Raw genomic sequence first — 20,712 nt, forward strand, 5'->3', positions numbered from 1 at the left:
TATGCCGCGCCCGACCGCCCGCACCCCGGGCACCCGCCGCGTCGCCGTGATCGGCGGTGGCATCGTCGGCATCGCACTCGCACGGGCGCTCGCGATGCGCGGGCTCGGCGAGGTCACGGTCTACGAGAAGGAGCGGCGGCTCGCGGCCCACCAGACCGGGCACAACTCGGGCGTCGTGCACGCCGGGCTGTACTACCCGCCCGGCAGCCTGAAGGCCGAGCTGTGCGCCCGCGGGCGCGTGCAGATCAGGGACTTCTGCCTCGAGAAGGGCCTGCCCTACCGCGAGGTGGGCAAGCTCGTGGTCGCGGTCGACGAGTCGGAGCTGGGGGCGCTCGCCGAGATCGAGCGCCGCTCACGCGAGAACAGGGTGCCAGAGCTCGAGCGCATCGACGACCCGGCGCGGCTGCGCGAGATCGAGCCGCACGTCGCGGGCGTCGCCGCGGTGCACTCCCCGCGTACGGCGATCGTCGACTACGCGGCGATCACCGAGGCGCTCGCCGCCGACGCGCGGGCGGCCGGCGCCGGCATCCGTCTCGGTCAAGAAGTGACCGGCCTGCGGATCGCGGGCGATCGGGCGCGCGTCGCGACGGCGCACAACGAGCAGGAGTTCGATCTCGTCGTCGCCTGCGCAGGCCTGCAGTCCGACCTCGTGGCGCAGCTGGCGGGCGGGGACGCCGCGCCGCGGATCCTGCCGTTCCGCGGCGAGTACTGGGATCTCTCCGCCGAGGCGAGTGAGCTGTGCCGCGGCATGATCTACCCCGTGCCCGACCCGCGCTTCCCGTTCCTCGGGGTGCACTTCACGCGGGGCGTCTACGACGACGTGCGCCTCGGCCCGAGCGCCGTGCCCGCCCTCGCGCGCGAGGGCTACTCGTGGCGCCGCATCTCGCTGAAGGACACGCTCGGCTCGCTCGCCTGGCCCGGTGCCGGCCCGCTGCTGCGCGAGCACTGGTTCATGGGCGTCGATGAGATCAGCGCCTCGCTCATCAAGCGCCGCTACTTCGAGAAGGCGCGGCGCTTCGTGCCCGAACTCACGATGAAGCACCTGATCGGCAAGTCGGCGGCCGGGGTGCGCGCGCAGGCCTGGGGGCGCGATGGCAGCCTCATCGACGACTTCGCCGTCGACCGGCTCGGACCGGTCACGCTGATCCGCAACGCCCCGTCACCCGCGGCCACCAGCTCGATGGCGATCGCCGACCACGTGATCGAGCACTTCCTGCAGCTGGCGAGGAGTCGATCGGATGCCTGAACCGGCCCGCCCCGCGGCATCCCCGGTCGTCACAAACGCACGCGTTCTCGCGCGAAAACGGGATTTTGTGACGACCTGGCGAGGGACCCTGGGCCGCGGGCTCAGAACGGGTACTTCTCGATGTCGGACTGCACCGTGATCCACTGCGTCTCGCAGAAGGTGTCGAGGTTCGCCGTGCCGCCGAAGCGGCCGCCGACGCCCGAGGCCTTCGCCCCGCCGAAGGGGATGACCGCCTCGTCGTCGACCGTCACGTCGTTGATCTGCACGGCGCCCGACTCGATGCGTCCGGCGAGCTCGAAGGCGGCGAACGGATTCCCCGTCGCGATCGCGACCGAGAGGCCGTACTCCGAGTCGTTCACGAGCTCGATCGCCTCGTCGATCGTGTCGTAGGTGACGATCGGCGCGACGGGGCCGAACACCTCCTCCTTATAGGCGGGCGCAGAGCGCGGCACGTCGACGAGCACCGTCGGCCGGTAGAACAGGCCGTCGTACTCCCCGCCGGCCAGCACGCAAGCACCCTGCGCGACCGACTCGGTGACGAATCCGTGCACCTTGTCGCGCTGCCGCTCGTCGATGAGCGGGCCGAGCGCATTGCTCGGGTCGGTCGGGTCCCCGACCGACAGGCGGGCGGCCTTCTCGGCGAGCAGTTCGGAATACCGCGCAGCGAGCGACGAGTGCACGATGTGCCGGCCCGTCGTCATGCAGATCTGGCCCTGGTGCAGGAACGGCCCCCAGGCGCCGGCGGCCGCGGCGGCCTCGACGTCGGCGTCCGGCAGCACGAGGAAGGCCGAGTTGCCGCCGAGCTCGAGGTGCACGCGCTTGAGCAGCGGTCCCGCGGCCTGGCCGATCGCCCGGCCGGCCGGGGTCGACCCGGTGAACGAGATGCACGGCACGTCGGGGTGCGCGACGAGCGCCGCCCCGAGCTCGCCACCGCCGGGAAGCACGTGCAGCACGCCCTCTGGGAGTCCTGCCTCGGCGAGCAGCTCGGCGAGCGCGTAGCCGCCCGAGATCGGCGTGCGCGGGTCCGGCTTGAGGATCACCGCGTTGCCAACGGCGAGCGCCGGCGCCACCGAGCGCAGTGCGAGGATGCCGGGGAAGTTGAACGGCGCGATCACGCCGACCACCCCGAGCGGCACCCGGCGCGCGACCGAGAGCCGCGGCTTCACCGAGCGCAGCAGCTCGCCGTAGGGCTGGGATGCCAGCGCCGCGGTCTCGTCGAACTCCGAGATGAGCAGGCTCACCTCGAACATCGCCTTGCCGATTCCAGAGCCCGACTCGGGAATGAGCCACTTCGTCACGCGCTCAGGGTCGGCCGCGAGCAGCTGCGACGCCTTCCGCAGCACGGCGGCGCGGCGGTCGTAGGGCAGGGCCGCCCACTCCTTCTGCGCGGCCGTCGCGGCCGCGACCGAGGCGTCGAGGTCGGCGGTGCTCGCCTGCCCGACGGTGCCGATCACGGCGCCCGTGGCCGGCGCGGTCACGTCGATCGTGCCGCCGCTCGGCTCCGTCCAGGTGCCGGTGAAGAGGCGGCCGGTCCAGTCGGGGGCGACGGATGCCGGGGAATCCGTCTCTGCGATGTCAGTGATGCTCATGATTCACGTCCTTGTGGGGTGGGTGCGGCGATTACTCGTCGATCTCGAGATTCTTACTCTCGGGGGCGAAGATCAACAGCACGAGGGCGCTGATGACGCACATCGCGATGAGGTACCAGAGCACGCCGGCCGGGTTGCCGTGGTTCGCGGCGAGCAGCGACGCGGCGATGACGGGGGTGAACCCGGCGCCGAGCAGGCTCGCGAACTGATAGCCGAGCGAGGCGCCGGTGTAGCGCGAGCTCGTCGCGAAGGTCTCCGAGACGAAGGCCGCGAGCGGCCCGAAGGTGGCGCTCTGCAGCAAGGGCAGGGCGATGAGGAACGCCGCGATGACCTGCCCGACGCTGCCCGAGCCGAACATCGACCACAGCGGGAAGGCGAGCGCGGCGAGGGCCACGAGGCCGAAGATCATGACGGGGCGGCGGCCGATGCGGTCGGAGAGCGCCGCCCAGATCGGGATCGTGATCGCGGCCGCGGCCTGCGAGGCGGCGAAGCCCCAGAGCCCCACCGACTCGCTCACGCCGTGCTGCACCGCGTAGTTCAGGGCCAGGGTCGAGAACAGCGCCTGGATGACGAAGGAGCCCATGCCGCTGAACGCGCCGACGATGAGGGCGCGCGGGCGCTTCAGCACCTCGACCAGCGGGATGGTGCGCTTCTCGGCGCGCTGGCGGTTGTCGAGCTCGACGGCCTTCTCGAACATCGGGGACTCCTGCACCTTCATGCGCACGTAGAGGCCGATGATCAGCAGCACGGCGGAGAGCAGGAACGGGATGCGCCAGCCCCACGAGGCGAACTGCTCGTGCGGCAGCAGCGCGAACAGCGCGAGCGCCGCGGTGCCGAGGAAGGCGCCAGAGGGGCCGCCGGCGTTCGCGAAGGATGCCGCGAGGCCGCGCTTGCGGCCGCCGGAGTGCTCGAGCGCGAGCAGCGCGGAGCCGCCCCACTCGCCGCCGATCGCGATGCCCTGGATGAGCCGCAGCAGGATCAGGAAGACCGCGCCGAGGGTCGGCACGGCCGGCACGAGCCCGACGAGCGTCGAGGCGACGCCCATCACCGACATCGAGATGAGCAGCATGCGCTTGCGGCCGATGCGGTCGCCGAAGTGGCCGAAGATGATGCCGCCGATGGGCCGCGACAGGTAGCCGGTCGCGAAGGTGCCGTAGGAGGCGACGGTCTGCATCAGCGGGTTGAGGCCCGAGAAGAACAGCGGGCCGAAGACGACCGACGACGCCGTCGCGTACAGGATGAAGTCGTAGAACTCGATCGTCGAGCCGAGGTAGCCCGAGAGGGCGGCGCGGCGCACCTGACCGGTGCCGAGGAACGCGAACAGCGAACGGTCGCGCGGGGCCGACGTCGAGGCGACGGCCGGGCTGGTGTTGGAGACCATGCGAGTGGTCCTTTCGAGGAAGTCGACGACGGTGTCGACGGTCGATGTGAGGGGGGAGGGGGAGCAGTGGCGCTCACACCGGGTGCGGGATCGCCGCGCCCCAGCGCTCGAGCAGTTCCGCCACGGAGCCGTGCCCGGGCAGTGCGGGTGGTGCAGGTGGAACAGGCGGTGCGGGCACCCCTGCTGGGGTGCGGCCGAAGCGCGGTGCGGGTGCCGGCTCCGGCCGGCCATCGCGCTCGATGAAGGTGCCGCGCGCGGCAAGGTGCTCGCCGCGCGGGGCCTCTGACATCGAGAGCACGGGCGCCACGCAGGCATCCGTGCCGTCGAAGATCTGGGTCCATTCGTCGCGCGTGCGCGTGGCGAAAGCAGCGGCGAACGCGGCGCGCAGGGCCGGCCACTCATCGCGCGACCACTGCCCGGGAAGGCCCGCCGCGGCGAGCCCGAGCCCGTCGATCAGCTGCGCGTAGAACGGCGGCTCGAGCGCGGCGACCGACATCCAGCCGCCGTCGGCCGTCTCATAGACGTCGACGAAGGGCGCACCAGAGTCGATCAGGTTGGTGCCGCGCTCGTCGTGCCAGACGCCTGCGGCGAGCAGGGAGTACGGATTCGCCATCAGATGCGCCACGCCGTCGACGATCGCCGCGTCGACGACCTGGCCGAGTCCGGAGGCGCTGCGCTCGACGAGCGCCGCGAGGATCCCGGTGACGAGGTACATCGCCCCGCCGCCGAAGTCGCCGACGAGCGAGAGCGGCAGCTGCGGCGGACCGCCCGCGCGCCCGATGGCGTGCAGGGCGCCCGTTGCCGAGAGGTAGTTCGGGTCGTGGCCCGCGCGCTGCGCCAGCGGCCCGGTCTGCCCCCAGCCGGTCATGCGGCCGTAGACGAGGCGCGGGTTGCGCGCGAGCAGCACGTCGGGCCCGAGGCCGAGGCGCTCCGCCGCGCCGGGGCGGTAGGGGTCGACGAGCACATCGGCCGCGTCGATCAGCGCGAGCACCTGGTCGAGGCCGGCCGGGTCCTTGAGGTCGACCGAGACGCGGGCCTTGCCGCGCTGCAGCGTGTCGAGCTCAGGGGGCACCGGCATCTCGAAGCCGGCCCCTGAGCGGTCGATGCGCACGACGTCCGCACCGAGGTCGGCGAGCAGCATGCAGGCGAACGGGGCGGGCCCGAGGCCGCCCAGTTCGACGACACGGATGCCCGCAAGAGGCCCGACCCCGGTGCACGCGGCCATCAGGCGAACACCCCGACCGGCTCGGCGGCGACCGTCTTGACCTGCTTGCTCGGCGTGATGTGACCCGCGATGAACTCCTCGTTGAGGTCGATGCCGAAGCCCGGGCCCTCGTTCGGGTAGAGCTTGCCGTCGGTGAAGATCGGCACCTGCGTCGCGATGTCTTGGGTGATGCGCTGCTCGCGGTTCTCCCACTGCGAGTTGATGATGAGCGGCCCGAGGTTCTCGTGCGTGAACTGCGAGGCCCACTGGTCGGCGACCATCAGGTGAGCGGAGGGCGAGGCCTCGAGGCCCGAGCCGATCATGCATCCGCTCATCACCGGCAGATCGGCGAGCCGCGCCAGGGTCAGCCAGCGCTGCGCCTTGAGCAGGCCGCCCGCCTTCTGCATCTTGATGAACAGGCCGTCGGCCGCACGGCGGTCGATGATCTCCTTGAGGTGGTGCAGCTCCTGCGCCGACTCGTCGGCGTAGATGGGCGTGCCGACCTTCTGGCGCAGGCGGGCGAGGCCCTCGATGTCCCAATAGGGCAGCGGCTGCTCGACGCACTCGAGGTGGTACGGCTCGAGGCGGCGCAGCGCCTTGTAGGCCTGGTCGTAATTCCAGAATCCGTTCACATCCATGGTGAGCCGCACGTCGTCGCCGACGGCTTCGCGAACGGATGCCACATTGCGCACGACCTCGTCGATGTCGTCGCCCGCCTTGAGCTTGACGAGCTCGAAGCCGTTCGCAACCGCGTCGATCGCGGCCTGCACCGTGACCTCGGTGCCGCCGGCGGAGGCGACCCAGCCCTGGCGGGACGCCTCGGTGGTGCGGCCGCCGAGCAGCTCGTAGACGGGCACGCCGAGCGCCTTGCCCTTGAGGTCGTGCAGCGCGAAGTCGATCGCGGCCTTCGCCTGGTTGTTCTCGCGCACGAAGCGGTCCATCAGGCCGACGACCTTCTCGATCGCGAACGGGTCCTCGCCGATGAGGAACTGGGGGGCGATGATGTCGGTGATGATGCCCTGGATCGAGTCCTGGGTCTCGCCGCGGTACCAGCTCGAGGTGTCGCCGCCGTCGGAGACGCCGATGACGCCCTCGTCGGTGTAGATCTTCACGACGACCGAGTGGATGTGGGTGATCCTCGTGCCCGGCATGAGGAACGGCTTCACCAGCGGGGTGGAGACGGGGATGGTTTCGACGCGCGTGATCTTCACGACAGGACTCCTTCTTGAATGACGGTGCCGCCTGCGGTCTCGAGGGCGGTGAGGGCGGCCTCGTCGAGGCCGGCTGCGCGCAGCACCTCGACGGTGTGCTCGCCGAGCAGCGGTGCCCGGTGGCGGACATCGCCGGGGGTGCGCGAGAGCTTGGGGACGACGCCGGTGACCTCGATGTCGCGACCGGTGCCCGGCTGCTCGACCGTCGGCAGCATCTCGCGGGCCGCGAAGTGCGGGTCGGCGAAGATGTCCTCTGCGGTGAAGATCGGGCCGAGGGGCACGATGCCGCCGAGCAGCTCGATGAGCTCGGCGACGGTGTGGCTCGACGTCCAGGCGGTGACGATCTCGTAGAGCGGCTCGCGGTTGATCCACCGCTTGTCGTCGGTGTCGAAGCGCTCGTCGGTGATGAGCTCGGGGCGGCCCATGACGGTGCACAGCTTCGCCCACTGCGGGTTGTGCGGCGCGCCGAGGGTGACCTCGCCGTCCTGGGCGGGCACGACGTCGAAGGGCGCGAAGCCGCGCAGCTGGTTGCCGATCGGCTCCGGCGCGGTGCGCGTGTGCGAGTAGGTGTTGACGACGACCTCGCTGACCGCGAGCACCGCGTCGACCATCGCGACGTCGACGTACTGGCCCTTGCCCGAGACGCGGGCCTCGAGCAGCGCGGTGACCGTGCCGAAGGCCGCGAAGATCGCGGGCACGGTGTCGCCGATGCCCGAGCCGACGCGCACGCGGTGGTCGGCGTCCTGCCCGGTGATGCTCATCAGGCCGCCCATCGCCTGGGCGACGATGTCGAAGGCGGGCCAGTGGGCGTAGGGGCTGGCTCCGCCGCGCGCGTCACCGAAGCCGCGGATCGAGGTGTAGACGAGGCGCGGATTCCTGGCCGCGAGCTCGTCGTAGCCGAGACCGAGCCGCTCCATGACCCCGTTGCTGAAGTTCTCGACGAGCACATCCGCCTCGTCGATGAGCCTCAGCAGGGCATCCCTCGCCTCCGGCACCTTGAGGTCGAGCACGACGCTGCGCTTGTTGCGGTTGGCGTTGCCGAAGACGCCGCCGTAGACGCGGGCCGTGTCGTCCTCGCCGAACGGCCCGGTGTGCCGCAGCATGTCGCCGCGGGGTGACTCGATCTTGACGACATCCGCCCCCTGGTCCGCGAGCAGCGAGGTGCAGAACGGGCCGGAGAGGGCCTGCGTGAGGTCGATGACCCTGACGCCGTCGAGCGCGCGGCCGGCCATCAGACGTACTCCCGGCCGAGGAGCGAGCGCGCGATGACGAGCTTCTGGATCTGCGGGGTGCCCTCGCCGATCTCGAGGCCCGAGACGTCGCGCAGCATCGCCTGCAGGGGCAGATCCTCGGAGAGGCCGGTGTGGCCGTGCGCGATGATGCAGTCGCGGATGGTCTGCAGGGAGACGTCGGTCGCGTAGAGCTTCGTCATCGCGGCCTCTTTCGAGAACTTCTGGCCGGCGTCGGCGAGCGAGAGCGCGCGGTAGGTGAGCCAGCGCGCGGCCTCGAGCTTGGTCGCGTTCTCGGCGATGGGGAAGCTGACCCCCTGGTTCGTGGAGACCGGCTGGCCGAAGGCCTGGCGGATCTTGACGTAGTCGATCGTCATGTCGAGCGCCTTGCGGGCGACGCCCGTCGTCATCAGCCCGATGACCGAGCGGGTGTAGTCGAACTCCTTCATGACGAGGCGGAAGCCATCGCCGACACCGCCGATCACGAGCTCGTCGGGCACGAAGACGTCGTCGAGGAACACGGCGGCGCGGCCGAGCGGCTTCCAGCCCGGGTCGTCGAACTTGTGCACCGAGACGCCGTCGGCGGCGTTCGGCACGAGGAATGCGGTGAAGCCCGCCTCGGTCTTCGCGAAGACGATGATCGCCTTCGAGTGCGGGGCGAAGGTGATCGAGGTCTTCTCGCCGTTGAGTTTCCAGCCGCCCTCGACCTGCTCGGCGCGGGTGCGCATGCCTGCGGCATCCGACCCGCTGCCCGGCTCGGTGAGCGCGAGGGCCACGATGTGCTCGCCCTTCACGATGCCCGGGACCCACTCGTCGGCCTGCGCCGCCGGCAGGAAGCGCTCGAGCAGCGGCGCGGTGAGGTTGGAGGTGTACGAGAGCTGGCTCAGGTAGAAGTCGGCGTAGGCGAGCTCCTCGTGGGCGATGCCGAGATGCACCTTGGTGAGCTCCTCGCCGATCTTGCCCTGGCCGCCGCGCGCCTCCGAGGTGCCGAGGCCGAGCAGGCCGGCCTCGCCCATGGCGCGGGCGAGGTCCCACGGGAACTCCTCGCTGTGGGCGCGGGCGTTGTAGCCCTCTGCATACGGGGTCGCGAACTCGCGGACCCAGGCGGCGAACTCGTCGTACTCTTCGCTGAAATGAACCGGGGGCTGCATGGCAGGCACTGACTCCCTTGTCGTGTTGCTCGACGGCCGGGCCCGCGGTTCTCGCGAAGACGGCGCCGTCTTTCGATTCACCGAGTGTGCGCGGGGCCCTTAGTCCCGCACAACGACAGAAGTGTGGGGTGGTTCCTCAGTTATCCTGAGGAATCATGGCCCGAGCAACGACGCCGGGGCAGGAATCCGCTGCCGCCCGCGACCTGCCGTTCACCCTGCATCAGCTGCGCCTGTTCGCCACCGTCGCCGAGACGGGCACGATCAGCGGCGCGGCCGGCCGGTTGCGGCTGTCTCAGACCGCGGTCTCGCTGGCGCTGACGCAGCTCGAGAAGGCGCTCGGCGCCGAGCTGCTGATCAGGCGGCGCGCCCACGGCGTCACGCTCACGACGACGGGCCACACGGTGCTCGCGGCCGCCCGCCGGATCCTCGCGGAGGCGACCGACCTCTTCGACGAGATCGGCGGCCGGGGCGAGGTCGTCGGCGGCGTCGCGGTCGGCTGCTACCCGAGCCTCGGCCCGTCGCTGGTGCCCGCGCTGGTCGACGGATTCCTGCACGCATACCCCCGCGCGCAGCCGACCCTCGACGAGGGCCCGCAGGAGTCCCTCGAGCACGATCTGCTGAGCGGCGCCCTCGACGTCGTGATCAGCTACGACCTCGCCCTGTCGGAGAACCTCGTCAAGGTGCCGATCGCCCACCGCGAGCCCGGGGTGCTGGTCGCGGCCGACGGGAAGTGGGGCAACGCCCGCGCCGTCGACCTGAAGCAGCTCGCCGACGAGCCCTATGTGCTGTTCGACACCCCCGTGAGCACCTTCCACCTGGCCTCCATCACCCGGGCTGCGGGGTTCACCCCGCGCATCACCTACCGCTCGCAGAACTTCGAGACGGTGCGCTCGCTCGTGGGCCGCGGCCTCGGCTGGACGGTGCTGCTCACCCCGCCGCGCACCGAGCTCACGCACGAGGGGCTGCGCGTCGTGATGAAGCCGCTCACGCAGCGGGCCGACCCCGTCGACGTCGTCATCGTGTGGCCGCGCACGCGCTCGCTCAGCCGCGTCGCCCGCGCGTTCGTCGCGTTCGCCCAGCAGTCGGGCGGGGGCGACGGCGCCGCCGCGGAGTAGCTCGGCGCAGGCATCCGATCACTCGCTCCCGCCGCGTGCGGCGTCGCCGTCTTCGTGGTCTTCGGCCCGCCGGTACCGCCTGTTCCTGCTGCCCAAAACGATCGAGGCGAGGATCGCCGAAAGGATCGACGCGGCGAAGATCGCGACCTTCGCATGGGCGTTCTCCGGGCTCCCCGACGCGAAGGACAGGTCATCGACCAGAAGCGCGACGGTGAACCCGATCCCGCCGAGGAGGCCGACGCCGACGATGTCCACCCAGCGCAGGGCCGGGTCGAGTCGGACGCGCTCCAGGCGCGTCAGCAGCCAGGTCGTGACGACGATGCCGACCGGCTTGCCGATCACGAGCGCGGCCATGACGCCCAGCGTGAGCGGGCTGCCGAGCGCCGCCGCGAACCCCTTCGCGCCCCCGATCGCGACCCCGGCGGAGAAGAACGCGAACAGTGGCACCGCGATGCCCGCGGAGAGGGGGCGGAAGCGGTGCTCGAACCGCTCGGCGAGGCCCGGCCCGTCTTCGCCGTCGCGATCGCGGTCGCGTCTGCGGTGCAGCACGGGGACGGTGAAGCCCAGCAGCACGCCGGCGATGGTCGCGTGGATGCCCGAGGCGTGCATGAACGCCCAGGCGACCGCGCCGATCGGCAGCAGGATCAGCCAGGCGGCTGCGGGACGGGCGGCGAAGAAGCGCCTGCCCAGCTGCGCGAGCGCGCCGTAGCCGACGATGGTGATCACGGCGGCGAGAAGCGGGACGGGGTGGATGCTGTCGGTGTAGAAGATCGCGATGATCGCGACCGCGATGAGGTCGTCGACGACGGCGAGGGTCAGCAGGAAGATCCGCAGCGAGCTCGGCAGTCGCGAGCCGATCAACGCGAGGACGGCAACGGCGAAGGCGATGTCCGTCGCCGTCGGGATCGCCCAGCCGCCCCGCAGCGCGGGGTCGTGCGCGGCGATCGCGGTGTAGATCAGCGCGGGCACCGCGACGCCGCCGGCCGCAGCGGCGATCGGAATGATCGCGGTGCCGAATCGGCGCAGATCGCCGGCCACGAACTCGCGCTTGAGCTCGAGTCCGACGAGGAAGAAGAACACGGCCAGCAGCCCGTCCGCCGCCCAGGCCTCGAGGCTCAGGCGCAGGTGCCACGGCGCGAAGCCGAGCTCGATGTCGCGCAGCGCCTCATAGCCGGCCGCCCACGGCGAGTTCGCCCAGATGAGCGCGACCACGACCGCGCCCACCAGCAGCGCTCCGCCGACAGTCTCCTTCCGGAGGATCGACCCGATGCGGGATGCCTCGCGCGGACTGGCGCGGAAGGGGAACAGTCGCGCGTGGCGGTCTGAGGGCGGTGGGGACGTCGCGTTCATGCTGGCTCTCCGGGGTTATCGGCAAAGAAACGCCGACCAGACTTCCCGGCACACCAGTGCCTCCAGTTTACCGGCCCTCTGACAGCCCCTCGGCGTGAGCGCGACGGCACTCAGGAGTGGAAGTAGGGCACGATCAGGTAGATCCCGAACAGCACCACGAGGCCCGAGATCGAGAACAGCACGTAGGCGGCGATCAGCGCGACGCGCTTCACGGCCGGAGAATACGGATTCGTCTTCCGCGCCTTCTTGATCCGCTTGGTCTCCTTCTTCACCTGCTTCGGCGAGAGCACGGTGATGGCTTCCTCGAACTCCACCGGCGGCACGAACGGTGCGTGCCCCGAAACGGCGAGCAGGCGCAGGCCGAGGGCGTAGAGGCTGACGACGACGGCCGCGCCGAGCAGCGCGGCGGCGAAGACCGCGACGAAGGAGAGCCAGTCGATCACTGCTTCTCCTCACTGGAAACGGTGGGCACCGGCCGCGTGATGTGGATGGCGGAGGTCGCGGATGCCACCTCGGCCTCGGCCCGCGCCGTCATGTGCTCGGCGGTGACACGGCGGCGCGCGTTGATGCGGAACACGACCACGATCACCACGACGGCGATCACGAGGTCGATGACCAGGCCGGCGGTGCCGAGCCGGGCGATCACGGCCGTCGCGCCGCCGACCACGGCCGCGACCGGCAGCGTCATCAGCCAGCCGAGCGCGATGCGGCCGGCGGTGCCCCAGCGCACGCTGCCGTCGCTGCGGCCGAGGCCCGAGCCGATGACCGACCCAGAGGCGACCTGTGTCGTCGAGAGCGCGAAGCCGAAGTGCGAGGACGCGAGGATCGTCGCCGCCGTGCTCGTCTCGGCCGCGAAGCCCTGCGCCGGCTTCACTTCGGTGAGGCCCGTGCCGAGGGTGCGGATGATGCGCCAGCCGCCCGTGTAGGTGCCGGTCGCGATCGCGAGGCCGCAGGCCACGATCACCCACCACTGCGGGCCCGGGTGCCCGGCCGGCTGCAGGCCGGCCGCGATCAGCAGCAGCGTGATCACGCCCATCGTCTTCTGCGCGTCGTTGGTGCCGTGCGAAAGCGCGACGAGCGACGACGAGAAGATCTGCGCGTAGCGGAAGCCGCTGCGGCCGTCGGCGAGGCCGTCGCTGCGATGCGTGATGACGTACGCGAGCCGGGTCGCGCAGTAGGCGACGAGCCCCGCGACGACAGGCGACAGCAGGGCGGGGATGACGATCTTCTCGAGCAGGACCGAGTAGTCGATCGACCCCGCGTCCCACGTGCCGACGATCGTCGCGCCGATCAGGCCGCCGAACAGCGCATGGCTGGAGGACGAGGGGATGCCCCACAGCCACGTCACCAGATTCCAGGTGATGGCCCCCACGAGTCCTGCGAGCACCAGCGCCGGGGTGATCGACACTTGGCCGCCCTCACCTCGGATCAGGCCGCCCGAGATCGTCTGCGCGACCTCCGTCGAGAGGAACGCGCCGACCAGGTTCAGCACGGCGGCGAGTGCCACCGCGGTGCGAGGCTTCAGCGCCCCCGTCGCGATCGGGGTCGCCATGGCGTTCGCTGTGTCGTGGAATCCGTTCGTGAAATCGAAGAACAGCGCCAGCACGACGACCAGAACGACGATCAGGGTCAGATTCACCCGTCGGCTCTCAATCCCACCGTGGCAGGCTACCGCAGGGTCAGGGCCTGCCGGCCGCATCCTTTGTCAGGGTCGGGATCCAGTAGATGCTCGAGGTCGCCGCGATGTACAGCTCGGTGCCGTCCGGGCCGCCGAAGCACAGGTTGGCGACCTTCTCGGGGATGGGGATCTCGCCTCGTCTAGTGCCGTCGGGGGCGTAGATGATGACGGCGTCGAGGCTCGAGGTCCAGACGTTCCCGTGCTCGTCGACGCGGAAGCCGTCGGGGGCGCCCCGCTCGATCTCGGCGAACACGCGGCCGTTCGCCGGCATCCCGTCGACGACGTCGTAGACGCGGATGTGGCGGGCCTCTGACGTGTCCGAGACGTAGAGCAGGCTCTCGTCGGGCGAGAAGGCGAGCCCGTTGGGCTCGACCATGTCGGTCACCACGGGGACGAGGTCGTCGGCGGCCGGGTCATAGCGGAACACCCAGCAGGCGCCGTACTCGTGCTCGCCCGGGTGGCCCTCGGCCGGCTGGGTGATGCCGTAGTCCGGGTCGGTGAACCAGATGACGCCGTCGTCGGCGACCACGACGTCGTTCGGAGAGTTCAGCCGGTGGCCGTCGAAACCGTCGACGATCGACGTGATCTCGCCGCCCCGGTCGCGCTCGAGGCGGCGCCGGCCGTGCGAGCACTGCACGATCGACCCGTCGTGGTCGAGCGTGCGACCGTTCGTGAACTCCACCTCGCCCCGGTAGACGGTGGTCTCACCGGTGGCCGGCGTGTACTCGAGGATGCGGTTGCCGGGGATGTCGCTCCAGATCAGGCCGGCGCGCTCAGGTACCCAGACCGGGCCCTCTGACCAGGTCGCGCCGGTCGCGACTTTCCGCGCCTGCACCCCGTCGGGCACGAGGCCCTCCAGGCCGGGAATCCGTTCTGTCATCGTCGTCGCCTCTCGACCTGCCGTGCCTCCACAGCATTCTGGTCGGTCATTCCTCGACTCCAACGGATGCGAGCGACAGAGGATTCGAGAGCGCGCGCTCCTGCGCGGCGAGGGTCGCTCCGATGATGGCGGCGTCTGCGCCCAATGCCCCGTGGAGCACGGGGATGCCGGCCGACCCGACGCGGTCCGTGATCAGATACGGCGCGAGGACGGCGGACTGGCCCGTGACCACGATGACGTCGGGGGTGAGCAGCGCGCCGATGAGGTCGCAGAACTCGCGCAGTCGGTCTTGGGCGTCGTGAAGGGCCAGGAGCACCTCGGGTTCGGCTCTTTTCGCGCGCTCGTCCAGTTCGCGGGCGTAGTCCGACGATGTCATCTCATTCAGGCGGGAAGCCTCACCGAGGCGCCGCGCGAGGGCCTGAAGCGAGGAATAGAGCTCGATGCAGCCGTGCAGCCCGCAGACGCATGCGGGTCCCGCAGGATTGACGGGGGTGTGGCCGAATCCGTACGGACTGCCGTTTCCGTGGAACAGGTGGCCGTCGATGATGGCGCTGCCGCCGAGGCCGCGGCCGAGCAGGATGACCGCTGCGTTCTTCACCCCCTGCGCGACGCCGACCCGCCATTCGGCGAGGGTCGCGAGATTTCCGTCGTTACGGATCTCGATGCGTCGATGACGGCTGTGCAGCGGCTCGAGCAGCTCGGCGGCCGGAATGTCGTTCCAGCTGAGCTCGGTTGCCCCCAGCTTCCCCCCGTGGGACACACCGGGAAGAGAAACGGTGCAGAAGGGGACGCCGCCCGGCCGACGGTGGTCGCCCAGCACATCGTCGATCAGCTCGGCGATCGCCCCCGCAGCGGCTGCGGTGCTCCACCCCGAGCGACTCTCCTGGCCGCGCGAAGCCAGGACCCGGCCGGCGAGTGTTGTCGCGCGGGCCTCGATGCCCGTACGCGTCAGGCGCACGGCCACGAGATCGGCCCACCGATCCGCCAGCGCAAGGGTTCGTCGTGGGCGGCCGCGGCCCGCCGTCTCCTTCGTCGCCTCCTCGTGCACGACCTCCGCTTTGACGAGCGCGTTCACCAGCGATGTCACCGAACCCGAGGCGAGCCCGGTGCGCGTCACGACCTCACTCAGGTGGACTCCCGGCTGGTCCCGGATCACCCGCGCGACCCGCGCCAGGTTCCGCCGACGCATCTCTGCAAGCTCGCTCCGGGACGCATCTGTCGGCATTGCCCCATCGTACTTGCGTTTAATTTCAGTATCTGAAACTATTCCTTCGCCCGGCAACGCCGCCGCGGCGAATCCCGTGACAGTGAGGTCATTGCCATGTCAGAAACCCTTCCCCCAGCCACAGACTCCGCTGTGGCCCCGGCCGCCAAGATCGTCGGCGGCGCCCGCTTCCTCAGCACCTTCTTCCTCGCCAACGCCGGCATGTTCGCGATCTTCCAGGGAATGCAGCAGATCCTCCTGCCCGGGCAGATCGCCGCGCTCGACAGCGCCGGCAAGGTCGGCGCCTACGGCGTCCTCGCCTCCATCGGCGCACTGGCCGCGGCGGTCGGAAACCCGATCTTCGGCGCCCTGTCAGATCGCACCCGCAGCCGATTCGGGCGCAGAACGCCCTGGCTCCTGGCCAGCGCGGTCATCGCCACCTTGCTGCTGGCCGTGTTGGGCGGCATGACCGAGCTGTTCTGGCTCGGGGCGGCATACATCGGCGTCATGCTGGCCATGAGCGCCTACCAGGCCGTGATCACCGCCGTCATGCCCGACCGGGTTCCCGAGCACCGCCGTGGCTTGGTGTCCTCGATCGCGGGCATCGCGACGACCCTCGGAGTGATCTACGGGCTGAACATCGCCCCGTTCTTCACCGACAAGCCCACTCTGGGCTATCTGGCGATCGCCGCGCTGCTCCTCGTCGGAGTGGTCCTCCTCGTCCTGCTCGCTCCCGACCCCACCGCCCGCCCCGGCACAGAGCCGGAGGCGGTGGTGAAGGAGCGCCAGTCGATCCGCACGTTCTTCTCCGGCCTCGCCGATCATGACTTCGCCTGGGCGTTCTGGGCGCGCGTCGCGATCATGATCGGGTACTGGACGGTGTCGACCTATCAGCTCTACACGCTCACGGACTACATCGGCGCGAAGAACCTGCCCGGCGGGAACACCGCCGCGGCGGTCGCGCTGCTCGGCACGATCAACATGGGCTCCACCTTCATCACCACCCTCGCGGCGGGTCCCCTCTCCGACCGGATCGGCCGCCGCAAGATCTTCGTGGTCATCGCCTCGGTCGGCGTCGCGGCAGGTGCACTCATCCCGGCCTTCAGCCCGACGTGGGGCGGCATGATCGCCTACTCCATCGTGGTCGGACTGTTCTTCGGGGTCTACACCGCCGTGGACCAGGCGATCATGACGCTGGTGCTGCCGCACGCCGAGAACAACGCCCGCGACCTCGGCCTGCTGAACGTCGCGACGACCGGCCCCCAGATCGCCGGGCCGTTCATCGCCGCGCTCGTGATCACCGCCTTCAACGGGTACGCGCCGCTGTTCGTCTTCACCTGCATCACCGCGGCGCTGTCCGCGTTCTTCATCCTCCCCATCCGAAAGGTGCGCTGACCCATGCCCTACATCGAGGCCGACACCACCACAGGCCGCCTGCGCGGCATCGACAACGCCGGGGTCCGCAGCTTCCTCGGCGTGCCCTACGGCGCCACGACCGCCGGCGCGAACCGATTCCGCGGCCCGCAGCCGCTCCAGCCATGGGAGGGCGTGCGCGATGCGCTGAGCTTCGGGCCGTCCGCTCCGCAGGTGGACACCCGCTCCCACGCCGCGGCCAACGGCCCCAAGACGCTCTCCCTGCTGTACCCGCGCGGCGGCTGGCCGGTCGAGGCGGCGGCCATGGACGAGGACTGCCTTCGCGTGAACGTCTGGGCCCCCTCCGAGCCGGCATCCGCCGGCCTGCCCGTGCTGGTCTGGCTCCACGGGGGCGGGTTCACCCATGGCTCCGGCAATGAGATGGCCTTCAACGGCGACATCCTCGCCCAAGCGGGCGGCCTCGTCGTGGTCACCGTGACCCATCGGATCGGGATCACCGGATTCCTCGATCTGCGCGAGCACGGGCTCCCGGATTCCGCCAACGCCGGCATGCTCGACATCGTCGCCGCGCTCGAATGGATCCGCGACAACATCGCGAACTTCGGCGGCGACCCCGGCAATGTCACCATCTGCGGCCAGTCGGGCGGCAGCGGCAAGGTCGCCACCCTGCACGCCATGCCCGCCGCCCAGCCTCTGTTCCGCCGGGCCGTCATGATGAGCGGCCCCTTCACTCACGTCGCACGCCCCGCCGAGGCCGCCGGCGTGCGCGACCGTGCGCTTTCCCATCTGGGCGCGCCCGACCTCGATGAACTGCGGTCGCTCTCTCTGGAACAGCTCCTCTCTGCCCAAGCCCGCATCCTGGCAGAGGGAGCGACCCGCTTCGGCAGCGCCCAGCTCGACCGCATCCCCGGCTTCGGTCCCGCCTTGGATGCCACCCAGCTGCCCGCCGACCCCTTCAGCGCGGAAGCGATCGGGCTCGTCGCGGGCAAGCAGCTGATTCTCGGGTGGACCGCGCACGAGGCCGGCCTTCTCCTCGTCGACGACCCCCGCTACACCACCTCGATGACGCCACAGCAGGCGATCGCCCTGCTCGAGGAGGACGAGCCGGGGCAGGGTGCCGCCGCCTACACCGAACTCTCGCGCGAGTACCCGCAGGAGCCGCCTCACCTGCTGTGGTCCCGCCGGATCAGCGCTCGCATCATGCGCGATCCCGCCATGAAGATCGCCGCGATCACTGCGCAGGCCGGTGTCCCGACCTGGACCTACCAGTTCGACCAGACCACGGAAGTTCTCGGAGGCCTCCTCGGCGCCTGCCACAGCCTCGACCTCGCATACGTCTTCGGCACCGTCGACCGCATCCCACTCACCGGGCGCGACCCGCAGCGCATCGAGGTCTCCCGGCAGATGATGTACGCGTGGTCACACTTCGCCCGACACGGCAGCCTCGGCGAGGCCTGGCGGCCCTGGACCCACGATGGCGGGCAGGTGCACCACTTCGGGTCGCCGCTCGATTCACAGGTCACCGACATCGACATCACTGCACCGCTCAGCGACCTGCCGACCTCGACAGCATTCTGAACGACGTCGCGGCGATGAGCGGCGACCAGGCGGTCAAGTGCAGCGGATGTGCCGGGGGCGCCACCGCTCGCGGAGATCGAGGTACCAAGCCTTCTCGCTCACCATTGCGGCAGGTCCTCCCTCCACGGATGGCCTTCCGGCAGGCCCACCCGTTCGAGCAGCGCGAAGTCGTGGTACTCCGGCGACAACAGGACGGCCGCTTCGTCATTGCTGTGGTCGAGCAGGTCCCAGGGGAAGTTCGGCACCTTTTGTGCCGAGCATCCACGTTGCCCTGGCGCTGTCGTTGCGAGGCTATCCGTTCACCCGGGCGCTGCCCGCGCCACCCGCACCACCGACTGATGGAACACCGCGGAGTCGCAAGTTCGCTGCGCCATCTGGTTTCTGTAGGATGGGCTGCGTAACAGCGCCGGTGTAGTTCAATGGCAGAATCCGACCTTCCCAAGGTTGTGGCGCGGGTTCGATTCCCGTCACCGGCTCCACGCAACCCCTTGAGCGCAGCCCGTCCACCAGGCACCCTGGAACAGATGGATGAGCGCGCCGAGCACCGCCAGATCGTCTCCCTCAGCGAGCAGACGCAGACCGAGTGGTTCCGGTTGCGCGCCCAGCGGCTCGGCGGCGAGGTCTGGGAAGACGGTCCGCTGCTGTGGATCGACGGCCCCGACGGGCTGAACCTCATGTTCCCCGAGAGCCTTCCAGAGGCCGAGCTGCGCCGCGGCATCGAGTACGCCCGCGACAAGAAGCACCAGCTGGTGAGCGCTTGGGTGTCGGGGGAGACGGATGCCACGCCGCTGGCCCTCGCCGGATTCGAGCGCGGCTGGGCGCCCTGGTGGATGTCCGCCCCGCTCGACGCGATCGATCCGCCGCACGACGAGCGCGTGCACGTCGGCGTCCTGCCCGAGGACATCGCCGACGAAGAAGCGCGCGACGGCGACGGCCGCCTGCTCGAGCTCGCGAACCTCGAGCTCGGTCACGCGTTCTATGCCGCCGTCCGCGTCGACGGAGTCCTCGCCGGGCACGCCTGGTCTCTCGTCGAGGGCGACGTCGCCGGCATTTTCGATCTTGACGTGTGGCCACCGTACCGGCGCCGCGGACTCGGTGCGGCGCTGCTGCACTCCATCGCCGGGGCCGCCCGCGAGGCCGGAGCCCGCACCGCAGCCCTGAGCACGTCCCCGCAGGGCGCGATCGTCTACCGGGCTCAGGGCTTCACGCGCGTCGGCATGGGCGCGACGTGGTGGCTGCAGCTCGACTGAGCTGCAGCTCGACCGAGCTACACCGGCACGACGCGCAGCGTCGCCTCGACCGACTCGCCCTCGACCATCGGCCGCAGGAACTCGTCGGGCTGTGCGGCGTACTTCACCCTGTAGGCATCCGTCACCGCCTGGTTCTTGATCTCGTTGACGGGCTCGAACGTGACTTCGCGCGACACGTCGCCTGCATCGAAAACCCCTCGCCCCGTCTCAGTGACGCGCCGGTACCAGCGGCCGCGGTGCCCGTGCGCCGAGCGCACGAAGACGTCGCTGCCGTCGGTGACGGCCCACATGGTGACGCTCTGCAGCGGCGTGCCGTCGCCCGCGAGCGGGGCCACCGTCACCTCTTCGATCTCGCCGATCGCGTGAACTTCCTCAGGTGTCCATTCGCTCATGCCGCCAGTGTCACGCAGGCCGCAGCCCGCCGCGACCCCTTGACCGCCGATCACGCCGACGGCTTAACCTGCAGACATGACGGACACCGCTGTTCCCACGCTCCCGCTCAACGACGGCACGACGATTCCCGCGATCGGTCTGGGCACCTACGGACTGAACGGCAGCGCCGGCGCGGATTCCGTCGCGGCGGCCATCGCGACCGGCTACCGGCTGATCGACACGGCGTACAGCTACGGCAATGAGGATGCCGTGGGCGAGGGCATCCGCCGCTCCGGCATCGATCCGGCCGAGCTCGTCGTCACCAGCAAGGTGCCGAACGGCCGTCATGGGCGCGATGCCGCCCTCGCCGCTTTCGACGAGACGATGCAGCGCCTCGGCCTCGAGAAGCTCGACCTGTACCTCATTCACTGGCCAGAGCCCGAGGACGGCCTCTACGTCGAGACCTGGCAGGCGCTCGTCGAGCTGCAGCAGCAGGGGCGCGTGCGCTCGATCGGCGTCTCCAACTTCGACGCGCAGCAGCTCGACGACGTCATCTCGGCGAGCGGCGTGACCCCGGCGGTGAACCAGGTGCCGGTGAACCTGCTGCGTCACAACACGGCCGCACGTGAGACGGATGCCTTGCGCGGCGTCCTCACCGAGAGCTACAGCCCCCTCAAGAACGCGCAGACCGCCAGCAGCCACCCCGAGTTCGCCCGCATCGCCGCCGACCACGGGGCCACGCGGAACCAGCTCATCGTGCGCTGGCACATCGACTCGGGCACCGTGCCGATTCCCCGCTCGCGCTCGGCCGAGCACCAGAGGGAGAACTTCGACGTCTTCGGCTTCACGCTGAGCAAGGAGGAGCTGGCGCGCCTCGACGCCATCGCGTGAGCGTCAACC

Annotated in this window: 19 protein-coding genes and 1 tRNA gene; 7 read left to right on the forward strand and 13 right to left on the reverse strand. The window is 70.3% G+C overall.

Annotated features, from left to right (window positions below):
• Position 1: 1 nt before the first annotated feature.
• Positions 2 to 1,246 carry an L-2-hydroxyglutarate oxidase gene (gene lhgO, locus ABD708_RS01975; protein WP_344751601.1) on the forward strand — a complete coding sequence of 415 codons (1,245 nt, stop codon included), beginning with the start codon at positions 2 to 4 and terminating at the stop codon, positions 1,244 to 1,246.
• Between the two features lie 101 nt (positions 1,247 to 1,347).
• Here the strand turns inward: lhgO and ABD708_RS01980 are convergent, their stop codons facing one another.
• The 6 genes from ABD708_RS01980 to ABD708_RS02005 form a co-directional block, all read right to left on the reverse strand.
• A complete protein-coding gene (locus ABD708_RS01980; protein WP_344751602.1) occupies positions 1,348 to 2,835 on the reverse strand; it encodes an aldehyde dehydrogenase family protein in 1,488 nt (495 codons plus the stop codon).
• Positions 2,836 to 2,866: 31 nt separating this feature from the next.
• Positions 2,867 to 4,216, reverse strand: coding sequence for an MFS transporter (locus ABD708_RS01985; RefSeq protein ID WP_344751603.1), 1,350 nt, complete (start codon positions 4,214 to 4,216; stop codon positions 2,867 to 2,869).
• 73 nt (positions 4,217 to 4,289) lie between these two features.
• Positions 4,290 to 5,441 carry a CaiB/BaiF CoA transferase family protein gene (locus ABD708_RS01990; protein ID WP_344751604.1) on the reverse strand — a complete coding sequence of 384 codons (1,152 nt, stop codon included), beginning with the start codon at positions 5,439 to 5,441 and terminating at the stop codon, positions 4,290 to 4,292.
• Positions 5,441 to 6,631, reverse strand: a complete 1,191-nt coding sequence (locus ABD708_RS01995) for a mandelate racemase/muconate lactonizing enzyme family protein (RefSeq protein WP_344751605.1) — start codon at positions 6,629 to 6,631, stop codon at positions 5,441 to 5,443. Before ABD708_RS01995 ends, ABD708_RS01990 begins: the two co-directional genes overlap by 1 nt.
• Entirely contained in the window at positions 6,628 to 7,863 is a 1,236-nt protein-coding gene (locus ABD708_RS02000) for a CaiB/BaiF CoA transferase family protein (RefSeq protein ID WP_344751606.1), read from the reverse strand. Before ABD708_RS02000 ends, ABD708_RS01995 begins: the two co-directional genes overlap by 4 nt.
• Positions 7,863 to 9,011, reverse strand: coding sequence for an acyl-CoA dehydrogenase family protein (locus ABD708_RS02005; RefSeq protein WP_344751607.1), 1,149 nt, complete (start codon positions 9,009 to 9,011; stop codon positions 7,863 to 7,865). The genes ABD708_RS02000 and ABD708_RS02005 overlap by 1 nt, the downstream gene beginning before the upstream one ends.
• Before the next feature lie 155 nt (positions 9,012 to 9,166).
• On the opposite strand from ABD708_RS02005, the gene ABD708_RS02010 reads away from it, so the two are divergent.
• Positions 9,167 to 10,126 carry a LysR substrate-binding domain-containing protein gene (locus ABD708_RS02010; protein WP_344751608.1) on the forward strand — a complete coding sequence of 320 codons (960 nt, stop codon included), beginning with the start codon at positions 9,167 to 9,169 and terminating at the stop codon, positions 10,124 to 10,126.
• Between the two features lie 18 nt (positions 10,127 to 10,144).
• On the opposite strand, the gene nhaA is transcribed toward ABD708_RS02010, so the two are convergent.
• From nhaA to ABD708_RS02035, 5 genes are all read right to left on the reverse strand, one after another.
• On the reverse strand, positions 10,145 to 11,476 hold the full coding sequence (nhaA, locus tag ABD708_RS02015) for a Na+/H+ antiporter NhaA (RefSeq protein WP_344751609.1): 1,332 nt from the start codon (positions 11,474 to 11,476) through the stop codon (positions 10,145 to 10,147).
• A 110-nt stretch (positions 11,477 to 11,586) separates the two neighbouring features.
• Entirely contained in the window at positions 11,587 to 11,919 is a 333-nt protein-coding gene (locus ABD708_RS02020) for a peptidase (RefSeq protein WP_344751610.1), read from the reverse strand.
• Entirely contained in the window at positions 11,916 to 13,115 is a 1,200-nt protein-coding gene (locus ABD708_RS02025; protein ID WP_344751611.1) for an inorganic phosphate transporter, read from the reverse strand. Before ABD708_RS02025 ends, ABD708_RS02020 begins: the two co-directional genes overlap by 4 nt.
• A gap of 40 nt (positions 13,116 to 13,155) precedes the next feature.
• A complete protein-coding gene (locus ABD708_RS02030) occupies positions 13,156 to 14,034 on the reverse strand; it encodes an SMP-30/gluconolactonase/LRE family protein (RefSeq protein WP_344751612.1) in 879 nt (292 codons plus the stop codon).
• Between the two features lie 46 nt (positions 14,035 to 14,080).
• Complete coding sequence (locus ABD708_RS02035) at positions 14,081 to 15,223, reverse strand: ROK family protein (protein WP_344751613.1); 1,143 nt, start codon at positions 15,221 to 15,223, stop codon at positions 14,081 to 14,083.
• A 168-nt stretch (positions 15,224 to 15,391) separates the two neighbouring features.
• On the opposite strand from ABD708_RS02035, the gene ABD708_RS02040 reads away from it, so the two are divergent.
• A complete protein-coding gene (locus ABD708_RS02040) occupies positions 15,392 to 16,633 on the forward strand; it encodes an MFS transporter (RefSeq protein ID WP_344751614.1) in 1,242 nt (413 codons plus the stop codon).
• 3 nt (positions 16,634 to 16,636) lie between these two features.
• The gene (locus ABD708_RS02045; RefSeq protein ID WP_344751615.1) at positions 16,637 to 18,190 is read left to right on the forward strand and encodes a carboxylesterase/lipase family protein; all 1,554 of its coding nucleotides are present in this window, start codon (positions 16,637 to 16,639) and stop codon (positions 18,188 to 18,190) included.
• Positions 18,191 to 18,288: 98 nt separating this feature from the next.
• Here ABD708_RS02045 and ABD708_RS02050 read toward each other — a convergent pair whose 3' ends face one another.
• Complete coding sequence (locus ABD708_RS02050) at positions 18,289 to 18,435, reverse strand: hypothetical protein (RefSeq protein ID WP_344751616.1); 147 nt, start codon at positions 18,433 to 18,435, stop codon at positions 18,289 to 18,291.
• A 160-nt stretch (positions 18,436 to 18,595) separates the two neighbouring features.
• Between ABD708_RS02050 and ABD708_RS02055 the strand changes: the two genes are divergently transcribed.
• Positions 18,596 to 18,669 (forward strand) — tRNA-Gly (locus tag ABD708_RS02055).
• Positions 18,670 to 18,714: 45 nt separating this feature from the next.
• Entirely contained in the window at positions 18,715 to 19,440 is a 726-nt protein-coding gene (locus ABD708_RS02060; protein ID WP_344751617.1) for a GNAT family N-acetyltransferase, read from the forward strand.
• A 17-nt stretch (positions 19,441 to 19,457) separates the two neighbouring features.
• On the opposite strand, the gene ABD708_RS02065 is transcribed toward ABD708_RS02060, so the two are convergent.
• Positions 19,458 to 19,832, reverse strand: coding sequence for a DUF2255 family protein (locus ABD708_RS02065; RefSeq protein ID WP_344751618.1), 375 nt, complete (start codon positions 19,830 to 19,832; stop codon positions 19,458 to 19,460).
• Positions 19,833 to 19,908: 76 nt separating this feature from the next.
• On the opposite strand from ABD708_RS02065, the gene ABD708_RS02070 reads away from it, so the two are divergent.
• Entirely contained in the window at positions 19,909 to 20,703 is a 795-nt protein-coding gene (locus tag ABD708_RS02070) for an aldo/keto reductase (RefSeq protein ID WP_344751619.1), read from the forward strand.
• Positions 20,704 to 20,712 lie beyond the last annotated feature (9 nt).

The sequence above is a fragment of the Gryllotalpicola koreensis genome (assembly GCF_039538185.1).
GTDB classification, from domain to species: Bacteria; Actinomycetota; Actinomycetes; order Actinomycetales; family Microbacteriaceae; genus Gryllotalpicola; species Gryllotalpicola koreensis.